18 protein-coding genes, 8 tRNA genes and 1 rRNA gene are annotated in these 21,856 nt (G+C 34.8%); all 27 read left to right on the forward strand.

Annotation, left to right across the window (positions count from 1 at the left end; genetic code table 11):
* Nucleotides 1-88 precede the first annotated feature (88 nt).
* The 27 genes from F1592_RS10785 to F1592_RS10915 all read left to right on the forward strand — a co-directional run bounded on the left by F1592_RS10785 (nt 89) and on the right by F1592_RS10915 (nt 21,822).
* A complete protein-coding gene (locus tag F1592_RS10785; RefSeq protein WP_011276761.1) occupies nt 89-1,054 on the forward strand; it encodes a ribose-phosphate diphosphokinase in 966 nt (321 codons plus the stop codon).
* Nucleotides 1,055-1,237: 183 nt separating this feature from the next.
* Nucleotides 1,238-1,903 carry a 50S ribosomal protein L25/general stress protein Ctc gene (locus tag F1592_RS10790; RefSeq protein WP_011276760.1) on the forward strand — a complete coding sequence of 222 codons (666 nt, stop codon included), beginning with the start codon at nt 1,238-1,240 and terminating at the stop codon, nt 1,901-1,903.
* 168 nt (nt 1,904-2,071) lie between these two features.
* Nucleotides 2,072-2,644 carry an aminoacyl-tRNA hydrolase gene (pth, locus tag F1592_RS10795; RefSeq protein ID WP_011276759.1) on the forward strand — a complete coding sequence of 191 codons (573 nt, stop codon included), beginning with the start codon at nt 2,072-2,074 and terminating at the stop codon, nt 2,642-2,644.
* Nucleotides 2,641-6,150, forward strand: a complete 3,510-nt coding sequence (gene mfd / locus F1592_RS10800; protein ID WP_053017950.1) for a transcription-repair coupling factor — start codon at nt 2,641-2,643, stop codon at nt 6,148-6,150. Before pth ends, mfd begins: the two co-directional genes overlap by 4 nt.
* A gap of 64 nt (nt 6,151-6,214) precedes the next feature.
* Nucleotides 6,215-7,747: a polysaccharide biosynthesis protein gene (locus F1592_RS10805; protein WP_188294689.1), complete on the forward strand. Its 1,533-nt coding sequence runs from the start codon at nt 6,215-6,217 to the stop codon at nt 7,745-7,747.
* A complete protein-coding gene (locus tag F1592_RS10810) occupies nt 7,747-8,937 on the forward strand; it encodes a MazG nucleotide pyrophosphohydrolase domain-containing protein (RefSeq protein WP_053017951.1) in 1,191 nt (396 codons plus the stop codon). Before F1592_RS10805 ends, F1592_RS10810 begins: the two co-directional genes overlap by 1 nt.
* Nucleotides 8,934-9,212: an RNA-binding S4 domain-containing protein gene (locus F1592_RS10815; RefSeq protein WP_037537011.1), complete on the forward strand. Its 279-nt coding sequence runs from the start codon at nt 8,934-8,936 to the stop codon at nt 9,210-9,212. The genes F1592_RS10810 and F1592_RS10815 overlap by 4 nt, the downstream gene beginning before the upstream one ends.
* A gap of 20 nt (nt 9,213-9,232) precedes the next feature.
* Nucleotides 9,233-9,628: a cell division protein DivIC gene (divIC, locus tag F1592_RS10820; protein WP_053017952.1), complete on the forward strand. Its 396-nt coding sequence runs from the start codon at nt 9,233-9,235 to the stop codon at nt 9,626-9,628.
* A gap of 128 nt (nt 9,629-9,756) precedes the next feature.
* Nucleotides 9,757-10,158 carry a S1 domain-containing RNA-binding protein gene (locus F1592_RS10825; protein WP_053017953.1) on the forward strand — a complete coding sequence of 134 codons (402 nt, stop codon included), beginning with the start codon at nt 9,757-9,759 and terminating at the stop codon, nt 10,156-10,158.
* Between the two features lie 226 nt (nt 10,159-10,384).
* Nucleotides 10,385-11,677 (forward strand): tRNA lysidine(34) synthetase TilS, encoded by a 1,293-nt coding sequence (gene tilS / locus F1592_RS10830; RefSeq protein WP_053017961.1) that lies wholly within the window; start codon nt 10,385-10,387, stop codon nt 11,675-11,677.
* Between the two features lie 3 nt (nt 11,678-11,680).
* Complete coding sequence (hpt, locus tag F1592_RS10835) at nt 11,681-12,220, forward strand: hypoxanthine phosphoribosyltransferase (RefSeq protein ID WP_011276752.1); 540 nt, start codon at nt 11,681-11,683, stop codon at nt 12,218-12,220.
* Between the two features lie 262 nt (nt 12,221-12,482).
* On the forward strand, nt 12,483-14,666 hold the full coding sequence (gene ftsH, locus F1592_RS10840; RefSeq protein WP_053017954.1) for an ATP-dependent zinc metalloprotease FtsH: 2,184 nt from the start codon (nt 12,483-12,485) through the stop codon (nt 14,664-14,666).
* Between the two features lie 236 nt (nt 14,667-14,902).
* The gene (gene hslO, locus F1592_RS10845; RefSeq protein ID WP_053017955.1) at nt 14,903-15,787 is read left to right on the forward strand and encodes an Hsp33 family molecular chaperone HslO; all 885 of its coding nucleotides are present in this window, start codon (nt 14,903-14,905) and stop codon (nt 15,785-15,787) included.
* A gap of 203 nt (nt 15,788-15,990) precedes the next feature.
* Nucleotides 15,991-16,923 carry a cysteine synthase A gene (cysK, locus tag F1592_RS10850; protein WP_149809572.1) on the forward strand — a complete coding sequence of 311 codons (933 nt, stop codon included), beginning with the start codon at nt 15,991-15,993 and terminating at the stop codon, nt 16,921-16,923.
* Between the two features lie 232 nt (nt 16,924-17,155).
* Complete coding sequence (folP, locus tag F1592_RS10855; RefSeq protein ID WP_053017956.1) at nt 17,156-17,959, forward strand: dihydropteroate synthase; 804 nt, start codon at nt 17,156-17,158, stop codon at nt 17,957-17,959.
* The gene (gene folB, locus F1592_RS10860) at nt 17,937-18,302 is read left to right on the forward strand and encodes a dihydroneopterin aldolase (RefSeq protein ID WP_053017957.1); all 366 of its coding nucleotides are present in this window, start codon (nt 17,937-17,939) and stop codon (nt 18,300-18,302) included. Before folP ends, folB begins: the two co-directional genes overlap by 23 nt.
* The gene (gene folK, locus F1592_RS10865) at nt 18,303-18,782 is read left to right on the forward strand and encodes a 2-amino-4-hydroxy-6-hydroxymethyldihydropteridine diphosphokinase (RefSeq protein ID WP_053017958.1); all 480 of its coding nucleotides are present in this window, start codon (nt 18,303-18,305) and stop codon (nt 18,780-18,782) included.
* Between the two features lie 203 nt (nt 18,783-18,985).
* A complete protein-coding gene (lysS, locus tag F1592_RS10870; protein WP_149809571.1) occupies nt 18,986-20,476 on the forward strand; it encodes a lysine--tRNA ligase in 1,491 nt (496 codons plus the stop codon).
* A 501-nt stretch (nt 20,477-20,977) separates the two neighbouring features.
* Nucleotides 20,978-21,092, forward strand: a 5S ribosomal RNA gene (gene rrf / locus F1592_RS10875).
* Between the two features lie 9 nt (nt 21,093-21,101).
* Nucleotides 21,102-21,177: transfer RNA gene (locus F1592_RS10880), tRNA-Val, on the forward strand.
* A 14-nt stretch (nt 21,178-21,191) separates the two neighbouring features.
* A tRNA-Thr gene (locus F1592_RS10885) sits at nt 21,192-21,267 on the forward strand.
* Between the two features lie 5 nt (nt 21,268-21,272).
* Nucleotides 21,273-21,345, forward strand: a tRNA-Lys gene (locus F1592_RS10890).
* A 23-nt stretch (nt 21,346-21,368) separates the two neighbouring features.
* Nucleotides 21,369-21,443 (forward strand) — tRNA-Gly (locus tag F1592_RS10895).
* A 7-nt stretch (nt 21,444-21,450) separates the two neighbouring features.
* Nucleotides 21,451-21,539 (forward strand) — tRNA-Leu (locus tag F1592_RS10900).
* 11 nt (nt 21,540-21,550) lie between these two features.
* Nucleotides 21,551-21,627 (forward strand) — tRNA-Arg (locus F1592_RS10905).
* A gap of 30 nt (nt 21,628-21,657) precedes the next feature.
* A tRNA-Pro gene (locus F1592_RS10910) sits at nt 21,658-21,731 on the forward strand.
* A gap of 15 nt (nt 21,732-21,746) precedes the next feature.
* Nucleotides 21,747-21,822: transfer RNA gene (locus F1592_RS10915), tRNA-Ala, on the forward strand.
* The last annotated feature ends 34 nt before the right edge of the window (nt 21,823-21,856 follow it).

Raw genomic sequence — 21,856 nt, forward strand, 5'->3', positions numbered from 1 at the left:
CTTTTCCACAATTTTTTGTTGAACATAGTAAAAGCGATTAATTTTTTATATAATGAAAGTGTCTAAGTTAAAAATTGGAGGACTATAAATGTTAAATAATGAATACAAGAATTCATCTTTAAAGATTTTCTCTTTAAAAGGAAATGAGCCATTAGCACAAGAGGTAGCTGATCGAGTAGGGATTGAATTAGGGAAATGTTCTGTTAAACGCTTTAGCGATGGAGAAATTCAAATCAATATTGAAGAAAGTATTCGTGGATGTGATGTTTTCATTATCCAACCAACTTCAAATCCGGTTAATTTACACTTGATGGAGTTATTGATCATGATTGATGCTTGTAAGCGTGCATCAGCAGCTAATATCAATATTGTGGTTCCATATTATGGCTATGCACGTCAAGATAGAAAAGCACGTAGCCGTGAACCTATTACAGCTAAGTTAGTAGCTAACTTAATTGAAACAGCTGGCGCTAATCGCATGATTGCATTAGATTTACATGCACCACAAATTCAAGGATTCTTTGATATTCCAATTGACCATTTAATGGGTGTACCAATCATTGGTCAACATTTTGAGAATGACCCTAACATTGACCCAGAAGAATGTGTCGTAGTATCACCGGACCACGGTGGCGTTACACGCGCACGTAAACTTGCTGACATTTTAAAAACTCCGATTGCAATTATTGATAAACGACGTCCTAAACCAAACGTAGCAGAAGTAATGAATATTGTTGGTGAAATTGAAGGACGCACTGCGATTATTATTGATGACATTATCGATACAGCAGGAACAATCACTTTAGCTGCGCAAGCTTTAAAAGATAAAGGTGCTAAAGATGTGTATGCTTGTTGTACACACCCAGTTTTATCAGGTCCTGCTAAGGAGCGTATCGAGAATTCAGCAATTAAAGAATTAATCGTTACAAATTCAATCTTATTAGATGACACACGTAAACCGTCAAACACTAAAGAATTATCAGTAGCTGGATTACTTGCTCAAGCAATTATTCGAGTATATGAACGTGAATCAGTAAGTGTATTATTTGACTAAAGTTTACAATTGCGTTTGACTTATACATTTCAACCGTGTATAATACATTCGTTCGTGGTTTTACGAACTAATAAACACTTGCAAGCAACTTATAAAGTTGATGGGTAAGTGAAGGGAAGTCCAGAACTTTATATTCTCACGATAATAAGTATCTAGACTTGAAAATGAAAGGTGGAAATACGAATGGCTTCATTAAAGTCAATCATCCGTCAAGGTAAACAAACACGTTCTGACCTTAAAAAATTACGTAATACAGGTAAAGTACCTGCAGTAGTTTATGGTTATGGTACTAAAAATACTTCAGTTAAAGTTGATGAAGTTGAATTCATCAAAGTTATCCGTGAAGTAGGACGTAACGGTGTTATCGATTTAGGTGTTGGTTCTAAATCAATCAAAGTTATGGTGTCAGATTATCAATTTGACCCACTTAAAAACCAAATTACACACATCGACTTCTTAGCAATCAACATGACTGAAGAACGTACTGTTGATGTACCAGTTCACTTAGTAGGTGAAGCTGCTGGTGCTAAAGAAGGTGGCGTAGTTGAACAACCATTATTCGACTTACAAGTTACAGCAACTCCAGAAAATATCCCTGAATCAATTGAAGTTGATATTACTGAATTAGAAGTTAATGACAGCTACTCAGTTTCAGATATTAAAGTTTCTGGCGATTTCACAATTGAAAATGACCCAGAAGAATCTGTTGTAACAGTAGTTCCTCCAACTGATGAACCTACTGAAGAAGAAGTTGAAGCTATGGAAGGTGAAGCAGCAACTGAAGAACCTGAAGTAGTTGGTGAAGAAAAAGAAGAAGATAGCGAAGAAGAAAATAAAGACGAAGAATAATTCGTTGATTGTTATCTTTATGGGAGTGGAACATGAATTCTTAATGAATTCTGTTCTACTCCCTTTTTGTGTTATTATAGGGAATGTTATAAAATAATGAATAATTGATATATGCACAATTCTATTCAGTTAGTCGTTATAAATGAATCACAATGGAGGTAACATCGTATGAAATGTATTGTGGGTCTTGGGAATATAGGCAAGCGATTTGAGTTAACAAGACACAATATCGGTTTTGAAGTCATTGATTACATTTTGAAGAAACATAATTTCTCATTAGATAAACAAAAATTTAAAGGTGCTTATACTATTGAACGTTTAAATGGTGACAAGGTTCTATTTATTGAACCAATGACTATGATGAATCTTTCTGGTGAAGCAGTAGGGCCATTAATGGATTACTATAATGTTGAAGTGGAAGATTTAATCGTCTTGTATGATGATTTAGATTTATCTCAAGGTCAAATCCGCTTGCGTCAAAAAGGTAGCGCTGGAGGACATAATGGTATGAAGTCTATCATTAAACATTTAGGTACAGATCAATTTAAACGAATTCGTATTGGCGTAGGGAGACCAACGAATGGTATGTCAGTACCTGATTATGTATTACAGAAATTTTCAAAAGAAGAGATGATTACTATGGATAAAGTGATTGAACATTCAGCACATGCTGTGGAAGCTTTTATTGAAAGTTCACGCTTCGACCATGTAATGAATCAATATAATGGAGAAGTCAATTGAGACCTATCATTTCAGACTATATTCAAAATGATAAACGTTTCCAGGAACTCGATGATGTATTCGGTCATCAAAACATTCTTGTTACTGGTCTCTCTCCCTCTGCGAAAGCTACGATTATCGCTGAAAAGTATCTAAAAGATCAAAAACAAATGTTGTTAATCACTAACAACTTATATCAAGCAGATAAATTAGAAACTGATATTTTACAATATATCGATCATTCTGAAGTTTATAAATATCCTGTACAAGATATTATGACTGAAGAATTTTCAACGCAAAGCCCTCAACTTATGAGTGAACGTGTAAGAACACTGACTGCATTAGCTCATAATAAGAAAGGGTTATTTATCGTTCCTTTGAACGGATTGAAAAAGTGGCTCACACCATTTGAACTTTGGAAAGATCATCAAATTACCCTTAGAGTAGGCGAGGATATAGATGTCGATGAATTCTTAAATAAATTAGTGAATATGGGATATCGTCGTGAAAGTGTTGTATCACATATCGGCGAGTTCTCATTACGTGGAGGCATTATCGATATTTACCCTCTCATAGGTCAACCTGTTCGAATAGAATTGTTTGATACAGAAGTTGATTCAATTCGTGACTTCGATGTTGAGACGCAACGTTCAAATGACAATATTGAAGAAGTTTCAATCACAACAGCAAGTGATTACGTTATTACAGGCGATGTCATTCAACATTTACAATCAGAATTGAAGACCGCATATGAAACAACACGACCAAAAATTGACAAGTCTGTTCGTAATGATTTGAAAGAGACATATGAAAGTTTCAAGTTATTTGAAACAACGTTTTTTGATCATCAATTATTACGTCGTTTGGTGGCATTTATGTACGAGCAACCTTCAACGCTTATTGACTATTTTGCAAAAGACGCCATCATTGTAGCTGACGAATATAATCGTATTAAAGAAACTGAAAAGACGCTAACAACTGAAGTGGACGATTTCATTCAAAACTTAATAGAAAGTGGAAACGGATTTATCGGTCAATCATTTATGCAATATGATGGTTTTGAGTCGTTGTTGAAGGATTATCCAGTGACGTACTTCACTTTGTTTACGTCCACTATGCCTGTTCAGTTACAACATATTATTAAGTTTTCTTGTAAACCAGTACAACAGTTTTATGGGCAATACGATATTATGCGTTCTGAATTCCAACGCTATGTACACAACGACTATCATATCGCGGTGTTAGTAGAAACTGAAACGAAAGTTGAACGAATTCAATCGATGTTGAATGAGATGCATATACCAACTGTTACTAATGTTCACAATGACATTAAATCTGGCCAAGTCGTTGTTACAGAGGGCAGTCTTTCAGAAGGTTTCGAATTACCTTATATGCAACTTGTTGTTATAACTGAGAGAGAATTGTTCAAAACAAAACAAAAGAAACAGCGTAAACGTACTAAAACTTTATCTAATGCTGAAAAAATCAAGTCATATCAAGACCTTAATGTTGGTGACTACGTCGTACATGTACATCATGGGGTAGGGCGTTATCTTGGTGTTGAAACTTTAGAAGTTGGAGATGTTCACCGAGATTATATTAAATTGCAATATAAAGGCACAGACCAACTCTTTGTACCAGTCGATCAAATGGATCAAGTTCAAAAATATGTTGCTTCAGAAGATAAGTCGCCTAAATTAAATAAACTTGGTGGCTCAGAATGGAAGAAAACAAAAGCTAGAGTTCAACAAAGTGTCGAAGATATTGCTGATGAATTAATCGCATTATATAAAGAACGTGAAATGTCGGTAGGTTATCAATATGGTGAAGATACCGCTGAGCAAAGTGCATTTGAAATGGACTTCCCATATGAATTAACACCTGACCAAGCGAAATCGATAGACGAAATTAAAGGTGATATGGAACGCGAGCGACCAATGGATCGTCTATTATGTGGTGACGTAGGTTATGGTAAAACAGAAGTTGCTGTTAGAGCAGCTTTTAAAGCAGTAATGGAAGGGAAACAAGTTGCATTTCTTGTACCTACAACGATTTTAGCGCAACAACATTATGAAACGTTAATTGAACGAATGCAGGATTTTCCGGTACAAATTGAATTGATTAGTCGATTCCGTTCAACTAAAGAAGTCAAAGAAACTAAAGAAGGTCTTAAATCAGGATACGTTGATATTGTTGTTGGAACACATAAATTGTTAGGCAAAGATATTCATTATAAAGATTTAGGATTATTAATAGTCGATGAAGAACAACGTTTTGGTGTACGTCATAAAGAACGTATTAAGACAATGAAGACGAATGTAGACGTACTGACGTTAACTGCAACGCCTATTCCTAGAACATTACACATGAGTATGCTAGGTGTACGGGATTTATCAGTCATTGAGACACCTCCAGAAAATCGCTTCCCTGTACAAACTTATGTGTTAGAACAAAATAGTAATTTTATTAAAGAAGCTTTAGAACGAGAATTATCACGTGATGGACAGGTATTCTATTTATACAACAGAGTTCAATCCATTTATGAAAAACGTGAACAATTACAGATGTTAATGCCGGATGCTAATATTGCCGTTGCACATGGTCAGATGACAGAACGTGATCTTGAAGAAACAATGCTAAGCTTTATTAATGGCGAATTTGATATTTTAGTGACTACAACGATTATTGAGACAGGTGTAGATGTACCTAATGCGAATACTCTAATCATTGAAGAAGCAGATCGCTTTGGATTAAGCCAATTGTATCAATTGCGCGGTCGTGTAGGACGCTCAAGTCGAATTGGCTATGCATACTTCTTACATTCTGCGAATAAAGTGCTAACTGAAACGGCAGAAGAAAGATTACAAGCTATTAAAGAATTTACTGAATTGGGTTCAGGATTCAAAATTGCCATGCGTGATTTAAATATTCGTGGTGCCGGAAACTTACTAGGTAAACAACAACACGGCTTTATTGATTCGGTTGGCTTTGACTTGTATTCACAAATGTTAGAAGAAGCGGTTAATGAAAAACGTGGTATTAAAGAAGAAGAACCAGATGCACCAGAAGTAGAAATGGAACTCAACTTAGATGCCTATTTACCTGCAGAATACATTCAAAATGAGCAAGCAAAAATTGAAATTTATAAAAAACTACGTAAAGTCGAAACAGAAGAACAATTATTTGATATTAAAGATGAATTGATAGATCGATTCAATGATTATCCAGTTGAAGTTGAACGTTTACTTGAAATGGTTGAAATTAAAATACATGCGCTACATGCAGGGGTAACTTTAATTAAAGATAAAGGTAAGCAAATAGAGGTGTCATTATCAGCGAAAGCAACAGAACAAATGAACGGTGAAGAACTGTTTAAACAAACACAACCTTTAGGACGTGCAATGAAACTAGGTGTTAAAGAAAATCGCATGCATGTAACACTTACCAAGTCTAAGCAATGGTTAGATAACTTGAAATTCCTTGTGAGATGTCTTGAAGGAAGTATGGTTATTGAAGATGAAAACTAAAAGCATATCAGAATCTAAATCTACACAATCGTTATCATCTAAGAGTTCAAACGAGTTCAAATACATTGAACCCTCTAACCACACAGCGTTCAATGGCGTTGTGATTCTAACCCTTGCACTCATCATAGTTAAAATTTTAAGTGCAATTTACAGAGTGCCTTACCAAAATGTTCTCGGAGATACTGGGTTGTATGCTTATCAACAAATATATCCAATTGTGGCACTAGGTATGATTTTATCTATGAATGCTATTCCAAGTGCGGTAACGCAAACGCTGGGTATTAATGGACAACCGTCTTCGTTTTCAAAAGTGCTAATACAATTTCAAACGTTAGGCATAGTAATATTTTTAATGCTCTTATTATTAGCGCATCCAGTGGCTATATTGATGGGAGATTCAAGACTTGCACCTATGATACGAATGGCAAGTTTGAGTTATTTATTTATTGGTATATTAGGTGTGTGTCGTGGTTATTACCAAAGTCAAAGACGTATGAATATACCCGCTATTTCCCAGGTTATTGAACAAATCATTCGTGTTGGTCTCATCATTGTAGCAATTGGTTTATTTATGATTAAAGATTGGTCAATATATCAAGCAGGAACGATTGCTATTTTAGCTTCTGCACTTGGTTTTTTAGGTTCAAGTCTCTTTTTAATAGTTATGAAACCTTTCTCTTTTAAGATGCAGAATTTATCAGCAAATATACCTTGGAAAGACTTGCTTATGGCTACACTTGTATTTGCATTGAGCCAATTATTGGTCATATTATGGCAATTTATAGATAGCTTTACAATTGTTCATACACTACAATCACACGGCCTACATTTTAAAGAAGCAATCATGCAAAAAGGAATTTATGATCGTGGGGCTTCATTTATACAAATGGGTTTAATTGTTACGACAACTTTTAGTTTTGTGTTAATCCCACTTTTAACTGAAGCAATCGAACAACGAAATCAAATTAAAATGAATCGTTACGCTAATGCATCGCTTAAAATCACTATATTAATTAGCTCAGCAGCTGGTATAGGATTAATTAATTTATTACCTATGATGAATGCAGTCTTCTTTAAGACTAATAGTTTAGGTTTTACACTTGGATTCTATATGTTAACGGTTATCTGTGTATCGCTTATAATGATGGATATTGCATTATTACAAGTACTCAATTGCATTCGTCCGATATTGATTGGTGTAACTATTGGCTTAGTAGTGAAAGCGATACTCAACGTCCTATTGATTCATCATTATGGTATTGCTGGCGCTAGTATTAGCACTGTTTTGTCCCTTATTTGTTTTGTAATTATACTGCATAAAGAAGTGCTTAAGCAGTATCACTTTAGTCAAATGAAACCATTCATTTTAAAAATGTTTACTGCGCTTGTCATCATGACGATAATCATTCAAATTATTATGCAGGTATTACCTCAAGTGGGACGTATAGGTGGACTTATAGAGTTAGTTGTTGTGGCAATCATAGGCATTGCCGTATTATTAATATTAGTTATATATATGAACATCTTAGGTTATAGAGAATTAAAACATTTGCCATTTGGCGAAAAGCTTTATCATATAAAGAAAGGACGACATTAATGACACATACAATTACAATTGTTGGTTTAGGAAACTACGGTTTAGATGAGTTGCCACTTGGTATATATCGTTTTTTAATACAACAACCGCTTGTTTATACTAGGACACTAGACCATCCTGTAATTAATCAATTACAAGATGAACTTAAATTCGAAAGTTTTGATACTATTTATGAAAAGAATGAAGATTTCGATTCTGTGTATCAACAAATTGTTGATGTATTAATAGAAAAAGCGCAATCACAAGATGTTGTCTATGCCGTACCTGGACATCCACGTGTAGCTGAAACGACGACGGCCAAGTTGTTAGACTACAATAACCATCATCAAGACGTGAATGTTAAAATGCTAGGTGGTAAAAGTTTTATTGATGATATCTTCGCAGCGATTAACCAAGATCCTAACGATGGTTTCACTTTGTTAGATGGTACAGCATTAACCGAACAATTATTAAATCTGCGTACACATACACTTATTACTCAGGTATATAGTGCTATGGTTGCAGCAGATATTAAAATTACTTTGATGGAACAATATCCAGATGATTTTCCAGTCAAAATAGTGACTGGCGCACATAGCACTGGCGCCTCTGTACTAGAGGTACCTCTATTTGAACTTGATCATCACGAAGACGCATTTAATAATTTAACGAGTGTCTACGTTCCTAAAGTGACAAATGATGAAGCATTATATCGAAACTTTGATTATGCAGTAGAGATTATAGATCGCTTAGTCGATGATGAGACTGGTTGCCCATGGGATCGTGTTCAAACTCATGACTCCCTCAAACGCTATCTATTAGAAGAAAGCTTTGAATTATTCGAAGCAATTGATAATGAAGATGATTGGCACATGATAGAAGAATTAGGAGATATCTTACTTCAAGTTCTCTTACATGCAAGTATCGGCAAAAAAGAAGGCTATATGGACATTCAAGAAATCATTGAAAGCTTAAGTGCTAAGATGATTCGCCGTCATCCACATATTTTTGGTGATGAAAAAGCGGCATCGATAGAAGAATTAAATGACATTTGGCAGACAGCTAAAAGTAAAGAAGGTAAAGCACCACGGGTTAAATTTGAGAAAGTATTTGCAGACCACTTCATGGCATTGTATGATAAAACCAAAAATAAGGATTTTGATGAAGAAACCCTTAGAAACTTTTTGCAACAAGGGGAGAAAGATTCATGAGATTAGATAAATATTTAAAAGTATCGCGACTTGTTAAACGTCGTACTTTAGCGAAAGAGATAAGTGATCAAGGACGTATTACCGTTAATGGAAATGTAGCTAAAGCTGGAACAGATGTTAAGGTAGAAGATGAATTAGTTATTCGTTTCGGACAAAAGCTTGTTACAGTTAAAGTAACTGGTTTAAGTGAACATGCTTCTAAAGAAAACGCTAAAGGTATGTACGATTTAATTAAAGAAGAACGTATTAATCAGAACCAATTTGAAGAAGAATAGACTGAAGGAGGTGACAAGCAATGAGTAAAAAGGTAGAAGAAATAGGGAATCAGTATACCTCCGAAAAGAATCGAAAGAAGCAACGACAACAAAAGAAAATGCGCGTTGTTAGACGAAGAGTAACTGTATTCGGTGGGATATTATTAGCAATCATAATTATTCTATCCATCATGCTTGTCGTCCAAAAACAAAGCAATGATAAAGCAGCAGTTGAGCGTAAACATAAAGAGGAACAGTTTCAGAAAAAGCAAGACGAGGAAATCGCATTAAAAGAAGAACTTAGTAATTTAAATAATAAAGACTACATAGAGAAAGTAGCAAGAGACGATTATTACCTGAGCAATAAAGGTGAAGTTATTTTTAAATTGCCTAATAGTGATGATGATTCTAAGTCTAAATCCTCTAATGACAACTGATAACATTAAGGATAACCGTTTTTCTTAAATAAGAATGAATTATCTGGTTTTATAGCATTGTGAAAATGTTAAAACAGGAATATAATAAGGTTAAAATCGAATCAAAATCGGGAGGATTTATTTAGAATATGTCAATCGAAGTAGGAAACAAGCTAAAAGGTAAAGTTACTGGTATCAAAAAATTTGGTGCATTCGTAGAGTTACCTGAAGGGAAAAGTGGCTTAGTTCATATCAGTGAAGTGGCTGATAACTATGTTGAGAATGTTGAAGATCACCTATCAGTTGGAGACGAAGTTGAAGTTAAAGTCTTATCTATTGCAGATGACGGTAAAATTAGCCTTTCAATAAAAAAAGCAAAAGATCGTCCTCGTAGACCACAACATAAATCAAATCACAATAGACCACCACAACAAAAAGGTGAAGATTTTGAAAAGAAATTAAGCAATTTCTTAAAAGATAGTGAAGATAAATTAACATCTATTAAACGACAAACTGAATCAAGACGTGGCGGTAAAGGTTCAAGACGCTAATTTATAATATATTATTTATATAACAATTGGTAATAGCAAAGGTAACATACACCGTAAGATAAACAATTGTCGTCCTATCGAATTGCTCTTTAATTTATGTAAGATATGTTATTTTTGCGGGGTGGAACTTAAAATTCAACAATGAATTTTAGTTCCACTCTTTTTTTGATGACTACATTGTAATATTGCAATAAGGTATATTCATGTTATTAAGGAGGTCTTTGTGTTGAAAGTTAATACGTCACTATGGAGCAATACTGATCATGTTGTGGTTGCTGTTTCGACAGGTATAGATAGTATGTCACTCTTACACAATTTACTTTCACAATCATCTCGTACTTACAAACAATTGACCTGTCTTCATGTTAATCATGGCTTACGAGAAGCATCACATAAGGAAGAAGCGTTTATAGAAGCATTTTGTAAACAATATGAGATACCTTGCTATGTAAAGCATTTGAATTTAACGGATGTAGTAGCGCAAGGGAAGAGTATACAAGCTGATGCTCGACAATTGCGTTATGAGTGGTTTGACGAAATGATGAAAAGGTTAGATGCGGATGTATTACTTACAGCACATCATTTAGATGACCAGCTAGAAACAATCTTCTATAGATTATTTACGGGACGTTCTACACGAAGTACTCTAGGGATAGATGTTCAATCAATTCGTAATCATTACACAATATGTCGGCCATTACTTGAAGTTTCAAAAGAAGACATACGCGACTATCAGCACAAATATCAAGTTCCTTATTATGAAGATAGCTCAAACAGTGACAATAAATATGTTAGGAATGACATTCGCAATCGACTATTACCAGCGATTAATCAAAATGCAGATCTTGATAGCACGCATCTACTAAAATTAAAACGTTGGCATGATATTCAATTACAGGAGAGTCGAAAAAAAGCCCAATCCTTTATAGAGAATGATTGTCTAATTAATAAAAATGGAACTCAAATACAATTTTCACGAAATGTATTTAATCAACTTGATGATATAACTAAAATGATATTGTTAGATCAGCTCTTCGAACAACTTCAGTTGAATAAGGCATTTTCAGAGAAACAATATCATGAATGGTTTGATCAGATTAGTAATCAAATCGCACAATTTGAGATATCCCTCACTGAAAAATGGATAATTCAAATAGCATATGATAAATTTATTATATTGGCGAAAAATGAGCCGTCATTATTAGATAATCAAATCGTGAATGATGCAGATACATATCGTTTCGGACATTATCTCGTTGTTATACATCCGACGATTCCTAAACAACAATTACCATTATTGATACGAACTCGCCACAATGGAGATAAAGTCGAACTAAATGGACAAAAAGGTCATAAAAAAGTGAGTCGTTTGTTTATAGATCACAAAATTCCAAATGATGTGCGCATGCAAATGCCATTAATTGAAGATCAATACCATCAAATTATTGCTGTAGGTAATTTATATATTGCTAAAGCATATAATCAACATATAGAAATCAAAAAAATTGGAGATGAATAACGAATGAAAGACGATTTAAAAGAAATATTGTTAACTGAAGAAGATATACAAAATATTTGTAAAGATTTAGGAGAACAATTAACTAAAGATTATAAAGATAAACCACTTGTATGCGTGGGTATTCTAAAAGGTTCTGTTATGTTTATGGCAGACCTAATTAAACGCATCGACACACATTTAGCAATTGATTTTATGGATGTTTCAAGCTATCATGGCGGAACTGAATCAACTGGTGAAGTTCAAATCTTAAAAGATTTAGGTTCATCTATTGAAAATAAAGACGTCCTAATCATTGAAGATATTTTAGAAACAGGTACAACATTGAAATCAATTACTGAATTATTGCAATCACGTAAAGTTAATTCACTTGAAATTGTTACATTACTGGATAAACCAAATCGTCGTAAAGCTGATATTGAAGCTAAATATGTTGGTAAGAAAATTCCTGACGAATTTGTTGTAGGTTATGGATTAGATTACGCTGAACATTATCGAAATTTACCGTATATCGGCACATTAAAACCAGAAATTTATAACAAATAAGTGAAATTCATTTAGATGTTAATATAATTAAATCGTGTTTAAGATATAATAACTATACTTAATAAATGAATTAGTGTAGACTCATTTTATATGCTTAAACACATTTTAAAAACTTATCGTTTTTTAGAGAATTTAAGCTTTAAAAAGTTTGATAACACAAGGATTTTGAAAAGTATTACAAAAGTTGAAATGCTAGCCTTTAAGAGAAGTGTTGTGTTACAATTTTTGTTAGCTTTATTATAGAAATAGGAGGAAATGACGCATGCAAAAAGCTTTTCGCAATGTGCTTGTTATCGCAATTATTGGCGTTATTATATTCGGCGTATTTTCTTACATAAATGGGAATGGCAATACACCGAAACAACTTTCCTATTCACAGTTTGTAGAGAAATTGGATAAAGGTGATTTAAAGACCTTAGAAATCCAACCTGAGCAAAATGTGTACTTGGTAAGTGGTAAAACAAAAAATGATGAAGATTACTCTTCAACGATTTTATACAATAACGAAAAAGACTTACAAAAAATTACAAATGAAGCAAAAAGCCAAAAAGGACTAGATTTTAAAGTTAAAGAGGAAGAGAAACAAAGTGTCTTCGTAAGTATGTTGACAACATTAATTCCTGTATTAATTATTGCTTTCCTATTCATTTTCTTCCTTAGCCAAGCACAAGGCGGCGGCGGTGGCGGTCGTATGATGAACTTTGGTAAATCCAAAGCTAAAATGTACGATAACCAAAAACGTCGTGTACGATTCTCAGATGTCGCTGGTGCAGATGAAGAAAAACAAGAATTAATTGAAATAGTAGATTTCTTAAAAGATAATAAGAAATTCAAACAAATGGGTTCAAGAATACCTAAAGGTGTATTACTTGTAGGCCCTCCTGGTACAGGTAAAACATTATTAGCACGTGCCGTAGCTGGTGAAGCGGGTGCACCTTTCTTCTCAATCAGTGGTTCTGACTTTGTTGAGATGTTCGTTGGTGTCGGTGCAAGCCGTGTGCGTGACTTATTCGAAAATGCGAAAAAGAATGCACCATGTATTATCTTTATTGATGAAATTGATGCAGTAGGACGTCAACGTGGCGCAGGTGTTGGTGGCGGTCACGATGAACGTGAACAAACGCTTAACCAATTACTAGTTGAAATGGATGGTTTCGGTGAAAACGAAGGTATTATCATGATTGCTGCAACTAACCGTCCTGATATCTTAGACCCAGCGTTACTACGCCCCGGTCGTTTCGATAGACAAATTCAAGTTGGCCGTCCAGATGTTAAAGGTCGTGAGGCTATTCTTCACGTACACTCTAAAAACAAACCACTTGATGAAACTGTCGACTTAAAAGCTATTTCACAAAGAACACCTGGTTTCTCAGGGGCAGATTTAGAGAATTTATTAAATGAAGCATCTTTAATTGCTGCACGTGAAGGTAAAAACAAAATTGACATGCGTGATATCGAAGAAGCTACAGACCGTGTTATTGCTGGTCCAGCTAAAAAATCACGTGTCATTTCAGATAAAGAACGTAATATTGTGGCTCACCATGAAGCGGGTCATACAGTTATCGGCATGGTACTTGATGAAGCAGAAGTTGTTCATAAAGTAACAATTGTTCCTCGTGGACAAGCTGGTGGTTACGCAATGATGTTACCTAAACAAGATCGTTTCTTAATGACAGAACCTGAATTATTAGATAAAATTTGTGGTTTATTAGGTGGTCGTGTATCCGAAGATATCAATTTCCATGAAGTATCAACTGGTGCATCAAATGACTTCGAAAGAGCAACTCAAATTGCACGTTCTATGGTTACTGAGTATGGTATGAGTAAAAAACTTGGACCATTACAATTCTCATCTAGCGGTGGTGGACAAGTATTCTTAGGTAAGGATATGCAAGGTGAACCTAACTATTCTGGTCAAATCGCTTATGAAATTGATAAAGAAGTTCAACGTATTATTAAAGAACAATATGAACGTTGTAAACAAATCTTATTAGACCATGAAAAAGAACTTAAACTTATCGCTAAAACATTGTTAACAGAAGAAACATTAGTAGCTGAACAAATCCGTTCATTATTCTATGATGGTGTATTACCTGAAGTAGATTATGATGCTGCTCGTGTTGTTAAAGATCAAGATTCTGACTATAGCGAAGGTAAATATGGTAAATCTTACGATGATATCCGCGAAGAACAACTAGAAGAAGGTAAGGAAGACATGCGAGAAGATCGTAAAGAAGATAATGATATGAATCGCGAACGTAGACATCGTCAAAGAGATGATAGAGATAATCATGCAGGACATGATCAATTACGTGACGGTTCAAATAGAGACAATGATCAACATCGTGGACATTCAAATAATGAAGAAGACACAGGTCATGAACAATCTCCAAATATTGATAAACCATATAATCCAAACGATCCAAACAACCCTAGCAATAGATAAGTTTAAACTGGATTATTATCTCCTTTGAGTAAGGCAATGCCCCTTAATCAAAGGAGATTTTTTAATATGTAGTGATCGTGAAAAAGACAATATTAGAGTTGAAAGCAAGTTACTTCATATTCTTATTAAACAAGTGTAGAATAAGTATCCTTAAAGGAAAAATATAGAAATAATTGAAAGATTAAAGCGTAAATAATATCAATATAAAAATAAATGTACTAAAGGAGTTTATAAGGATGACACATGATTATATCGTAAAATCATTAGCTTACGACGGAGAAATACGTGCGTACGCTGCGCTAACAACTGAATCAGTGCAAGAAGCACAAACACGTCATTACACTTGGCCAACAGCATCAGCTGCTATGGGCAGAACAATGACAGCAACTTTATTAATGGGTTCGATGCTTAAAGGTGAACAAAAATTAACAGTAACAGTTGATGGTAAAGGCCCTATTGGAAGAATCATTGCAGATGCAGATGCTGAAGGTAATGTACGTGCCTATGTGGATAAACCACAAACGCATTTTCCATTAAATGAACAAGGTAAACTAGATGTTAGAAGAGCAGTTGGTACAGACGGGTCCATCCAAGTAGTGAAAGATGTTGGTATGAAAGATTATTTCTCAGGTGCAAGTCCGATTGTATCAGGTGAACTAGGAGAAGACTTCACATACTATTTTGCGACAAGTGAACAAACACCTTCATCAGTTGGTTTGGGTGTGTTAGTAAATCCTGACAATTCTATTAAAGCTGCTGGAGGATTTATTATTCAAGTAATGCCGGGCGCTAAAGATGAAACTGTAACAAAATTAGAAAATGCTATAAATAATATGCAACCCGTTTCTAAATTAATTGAACAAGGATTAACGCCAGAAGGTATTTTAAAAGAAATACTTGGTGAAGATAACGTTCAAATCTTAGAAACTATGCAAGCTCAGTTTGAATGTAACTGTAGTCATGAGAAGTTTCTAAATGCAATTAAAGGTTTAGGAGAAGCTGAAATCCAAGATATGATTAAAGAAGATCATGGCGCGGAAGCTATTTGTCACTTCTGTGGTAATAAATATAATTATTCAGAAGCTGAACTTGAAGACCTATTAGCTTCAATGAATGCATAATTAAAAATATACTAAAGGCGATAAACCATCATGTGTTTATTGCCTTTTTTATAGGGAAACTAAAATAATGTAAAAGTAAAATGTAACTTCAATCCTAAAATGAGAGAATTAACTTTGTCTTTTTAGAAAATTCTGATAGAATATAGTTATATCCGATAAAAAAACTAAGTTTTAAATATGAAAGTTAAAGGAGCGTTTTTTCAATGGCACAAAAACCAGTAGATAACATTACTCAAATTATTGGCAATACACCGGTAGTAAAATTAAGAAACGTTGTAGATGAAGATGCAGCAGATGTTTACGTAAAACTAGAATACCAAAATCCAGGTGGTTCAGTAAAAGACCGTATCGCATTAGCTATGATCGAAAAAGCTGAAAAAGAAGGAAAAATTAAACCAGGTGATACGATTGTAGAACCAACAAGTGGTAACACAGGTATCGGTTTAGCTTTCGTATGTGCAGCTAAAGGTTATAAAGCAGTATTTACAATGCCTGAAACAATGAGTTCTGAACGTCGTAACTTATTAAAAGCTTATGGTGCAGAATTAGTTTTAACACCAGGTTCAGAAGCTATGAAAGGCGCTATTAAAAAAGCAAAAGAATTAAAAGAAGAGCATGGTTACTTCGAACCACAACAATTCGAAAACCCAGCAAACCCTGAAATTCATGCGTTAACTACAGGGCCAGAATTAGTAGAACAATTTGAAGGTAAACAAATCGATGCTTTCTTAGCGGGTGTAGGTACAGGTGGTACTTTATCTGGTGTAGGTAAAGTCTTAAAAGAAAAATATCCTAATGTTGAAATCGTTGCTATAGAGCCTGAAGCATCACCAGTATTAAGTGGTGGTGAGCCAGGACCACATAAATTGCAAGGTTTAGGTGCAGGGTTCGTACCGGATACTTTAGATACAAATATTTATGATAGTATCATCAAAGTAGACAATAATACAGCTATGGAAACATCACGTCGCGTTGCTAAAGAAGAAGGTATCCTAGCAGGTATTTCTTCTGGTGCTGCAATTCATGCTGCAATTCAAAAAGCTAAAGAATTAGGTAAAGGTAAAACAGTTGTAACAGTATTGCCAAGTAATGGTGAACGTTACTTATCAACACCTTTATATTCATTCGATGATTAATTTTTAAACAATATTTATACGCTAGTGAAGCTTAATTTTGCTTCGCTAGCTTTTTCTTTTTGAAGAGATGAATACCTTGTTTTAAATTATTAAATACTTTGCATGTTTTTTGGCGATTATAAACACTGAAATGTTTAGAAAATGAGTGTATCATTAATATGTGACTATTAAGCAAAAGTAGATATTTTTCTACATATCATTTTCTAAAAGAACGAAGGGTGACGTGACAAGAATGACTAAAACAAAAATTATGGGAATATTGAATGTGACACCAGATTCATTCTCTGACGGTGGTAAGTATAATTCAGTGGATAAAGCGGTCAAACGTGCTAAAGAGATGATAGAAGAAGGTGTGGATATCATTGATGTCGGCGGTATTTCTACACGACCAGGATTCACAGAAATTTCAACGGAAGAAGAGATTGAGCGTGTAGTTCCTGTAGTGAAAGAACTTGCAAAATTAAATATTCAACTTTCAATAGATACATATCGTAGTGAAGTAGCGGAAGCGTGCTTAAAATTAGGTGCAACGATGATCAATGATCAATGGGCAGGGTTATATGATCCTAAAATACTTGATGTTGTGGCTGCTTACGATGCTGAAGTTGTATTAATGCATAATGGTGACGGACAACGCGAACAACCAGTTGTTGAAGAAATGCTATTATCACTTATTACTCAAGCGAACAAAGCAGAAATGGCCGGAATTCCAAAACATAAAATATGGCTAGATCCTGGGATTGGCTTTGCCAAAACACGTGATGAAGAAAATGAAGTAATGGCACGTTTAGATGAACTTGTAGCAACTGAGTATCCTGTTTTATTAGCAACGAGTCGAAAACGTTTTATTAAAGAAATGATTGGTACAGAAACTAAAGCGTTAGAACGTGATGAGGCGACAGCTGCTACAACAGCTTATGGTATAATGAAAGGCGTCAAAGCTGTGCGTGTACATAATGTGCAATTAAACGCTAGATTAGGTCAAAGTATGGATTTCTTAAAGGAGAATGAAGATGAACGACACAATCTTTCTTAATGGTATGAGATTTTACGCATACCACGGTGCTTTATCTGCTGAAAATGAGATAGGTCAAATCTTTGTAGTAGATGTTACGTTGAAAGTGAATTTAGAAGAAGCGGGACAATCTGATAATGTGATAGATACGGTGCATTACGGAGAAGTGTTTGAAGATGTTAAAGAAATCGTTGAAGGTCCACCATGTAATTTAATCGAACATCTAGCTGAACGTATTGCAAAACGTATAAATTCACACTATAATCGTGTAATGGAAACGAAAGTCAGAATCACTAAAGAAAACCCACCTATTCCTGGTCACTATGATGGCGTAGGTATAGAGATAGTGAGGGAGAATCGTTAAATGGTACAAGCTTATTTAGGTTTAGGAAGCAATATTGGTGATAGGGAACAGCAATTACAAGATGCTATAAAAATAATTGATAGTATTGAAGGGATTTTTGTGACTAAGATCTCTCCAATATATGAAACTGCACCAGTGGGTTATACTGAGCAACCCAATTTTTTAAATTTGTGTTTAGAAATTGAAACAGAATTGGAGCCCAAAGAACTTCTTAAATATTGCTTAGAAACCGAACAACGATTACATCGAGTTAGAGACATTCGTTGGGGTCCAAGGACATTAGATGTCGATATTTTGTTATATGGAGATAAGGTTATAGAAGAAGATGACCTTGAAGTTCCCCACCCACGAATGGGTGAACGTGCTTTTGTATTAATTCCATTAAATGATATTGCATCAACACAAATAGAACCTCGTTCAAATACTCGTATCTCTGATTTAGTCATACCAGATGACACAGTGAAGATATATAAAGGTTAAGAATTATTAATTATGCATTTAATTAATATTATTGAAATGCGAAAATAGTGATGATCATATTTTGAAAGTGATACAGGTAATGTCAATTTTGTAAAACAATACAATTAAGTAACACTATATTAGTAATATGATATCCTATAAGCAATTTAGAAATAATCCATGGAACGATTTTCATTAAAATGAAATTTAAAGGAGAGAAAGTTATGTCAGAAGAAATGAATGACCAAATGCAGGTCCGTCGTCAAAAACTACAAGAATTAATTGATTTAGGAATCGACCCATTTGGAAAACGTTTTGAGCGCTCAGCTACTGCTAGTGAACTAAAATCACAATGGGATGAATTCTCTAAAGAAGAATTACATGATAAAGAAGATGAAAGTCATGTGTCGATTGCCGGCCGTTTGATGACTAAACGTGGTAAAGGTAAAGCTGGTTTCGCACATGTCCAAGATTTGACTGGTCAGATTCAAATTTACGTGCGTAAGGACCAAATTGGCGAAGAAGATTTCGACAATTTATGGAAAGGTGCAGACCTAGGCGATATTGTTGGTATTGAAGGTGTAATGTTCAAAACAAATACTGGCGAGCTATCAGTAAAAGCTAAGACATTCACTTTATTATCTAAAGCGCTTAGACCTTTACCTGATAAGTTCCATGGTTTACAAGATATTGAACAACGTTATCGTCAACGTTATTTAGACTTGATTACAAATCAAGATAGTACTCAAACATTTATTAACCGCAGTAAAATTATTCAAGAAATGCGTAATTACTTAAATAAACAAGGTTTCTTAGAAGTTGAAACACCAATGATGCATCAAATTGCAGGTGGTGCAGCAGCAAGACCATTTGTTACGCACCATAATGCACTAGACGCTACACTTTATATGCGTATAGCAATTGAATTACATTTAAAACGTTTAATTGTTGGTGGCCTTGAAAAAGTCTATGAAATTGGACGAGTATTCCGTAACGAAGGTGTATCAACACGACATAATCCAGAATTTACAATGATTGAATTATATGAAGCATACGCTGATTACCACGATATCATGGATTTAACTGAATCTATGGTAAGACATATCGCTCAAGAAGTATTTGGTTCTGCAAAAGTTCAATACAATGAAGAGGAAATTGACCTAGAGTCTGCCTGGACGCGCCTTCATATTGTAGATGCAGTGAAAGAAGCTACAGGTGTAGACTTCTATCAAATTAAATCTGATGAAGAAGCAATCGCAGCAGCTAAAGAACATGGTATTGAAATTACTGATAATATGAAATATGGTCATATCTTAAATGAATTCTTTGAACAAAAAGTTGAAGAAACGTTAATTCAACCAACATTTATTTATGGACATCCAATTGAAATCTCGCCTTTAGCGAAGAAAAATCCAGAAGATCCTAGATTTACAGACCGTTTCGAGTTGTTTATCGTAGGTAGAGAACATGCGAATGCATTCACTGAATTAAATGATCCAATTGATCAATGTGAACGTTTTGAAGCGCAACTTGTTGAAAAAGCACAAGGTAATGATGAAGCGCATGAAATGGATGAAGATTATATTGAAGCTTTAGAATATGGTATGCCTCCAACAGGTGGTTTAGGTATCGGTATCGATCGCTTAGTTATGTTGTTAACTGACTCTCCATCTATTAGAGACGTATTATTATTCCCTTACATGAGACAAAAATAGATTAAATTAAATATTAGAGATTGAGATAAAGTTTAGGGTTTATTCAAATGTTAACCTAATATATCTCAATCTCTTTTTAATTTTGAGACAGTTATTGTTAATAAAAGAGGCAAAAAGAATAATTAGTTTTCGATTTATATAAAATTAAGAGATTAAATATAATGGTGTGATAAAGGGTTATTATCAAAGGGGGAGTTACAAAAGTAAAAAAGAGTAGAGAAGTTATTATAAAACAATAAAAAAAGTGTAGTCAATATGCTTGTGATGTGCTAACATAGTAAAAGTGTTCAAAAGAAGCGGAACCGACAAATAATAAACTTGTTAAATAAAAAAAGTTTTAAAAATTAGTTGACTTTGCTTTTTGAATGTTGTAAGATATAAAAGTCGTCAAAAACGAAAGTTAATTTTGTAAATTACTTGTAAAGATAACTTTAACAAAGTGTAAAATTAACTATTGAAAATTAAAATAATCGACATTATAATTAATTGAGTAAGTTATTGTCTGGTGACAATGGCAAGGAGGTCACACCTGTTCCCATGCCGAACACAGAAGTTAAGCTCCTTAGCGCCGATGGTAGTTGGATTTACGTTCCGCTAGAGTAGGACGTTGCCAGGCTTACACGTTGGAGAATTAGCTCAGCTGGGAGAGCATCTGCCTTACAAGCAGAGGGTCGGCGGTTCGAACCCGTCATTCTCCACCATTCTTAATTAATTAGCCGGCCTAGCTCAATTGGTAGAGCAACTGACTTGTAATCAGTAGGTTGGGGGTTCAAGTCCTCTGGCCGGCACCATCTTTGAGCCATTAGCTCAGTTGGTAGAGCATCTGACTTTTAATCAGAGGGTCAGAGGTTCGAATCCTCTATGGCTCATACGATTATTTTAATAGCCACATGCGGAAGTAGTTCAGTGGTAGAACACCACCTTGCCAAGGTGGGGGTCGCGGGTTCGAATCCCGTCTTCCGCTCCATTATATTGCCGGGGTGGCGGAACTGGCAGACGCACAGGACTTAAAATCCTGCGGTGAGAGATCACCGTACCGGTTCGATTCCGGTCCTCGGCACCATCTTAAATAAAGCGCCCGTAGCTCAACTGGATAGAGCGTTTGACTACGGATCAAGAGGTTATGGGTTCGACTCCTATCGGGCGCGCCATTTAAATTTTATTTCTTATTTAATTACATACGGGAAGTAGCTCAGCTTGGTAGAGCACTTGGTTTGGGACCAAGGGGTCGCAGGTTCGAATCCTGTCTTCCCGACTTCTTAAATAATTTGGGGGCTTAGCTCAGCTGGGAGAGCGCCTGCTTTGCACGCAGGAGGTCAGCGGTTCGATCCCGCTAGTCTCCACCATTTTATAATGATTAAATGAACATTGAAAACTGAA

The organism is Staphylococcus sp. GDX7P312P (assembly GCF_008385775.1).
GTDB classification, from domain to species: domain Bacteria; phylum Bacillota; class Bacilli; order Staphylococcales; family Staphylococcaceae; genus Staphylococcus; species Staphylococcus haemolyticus.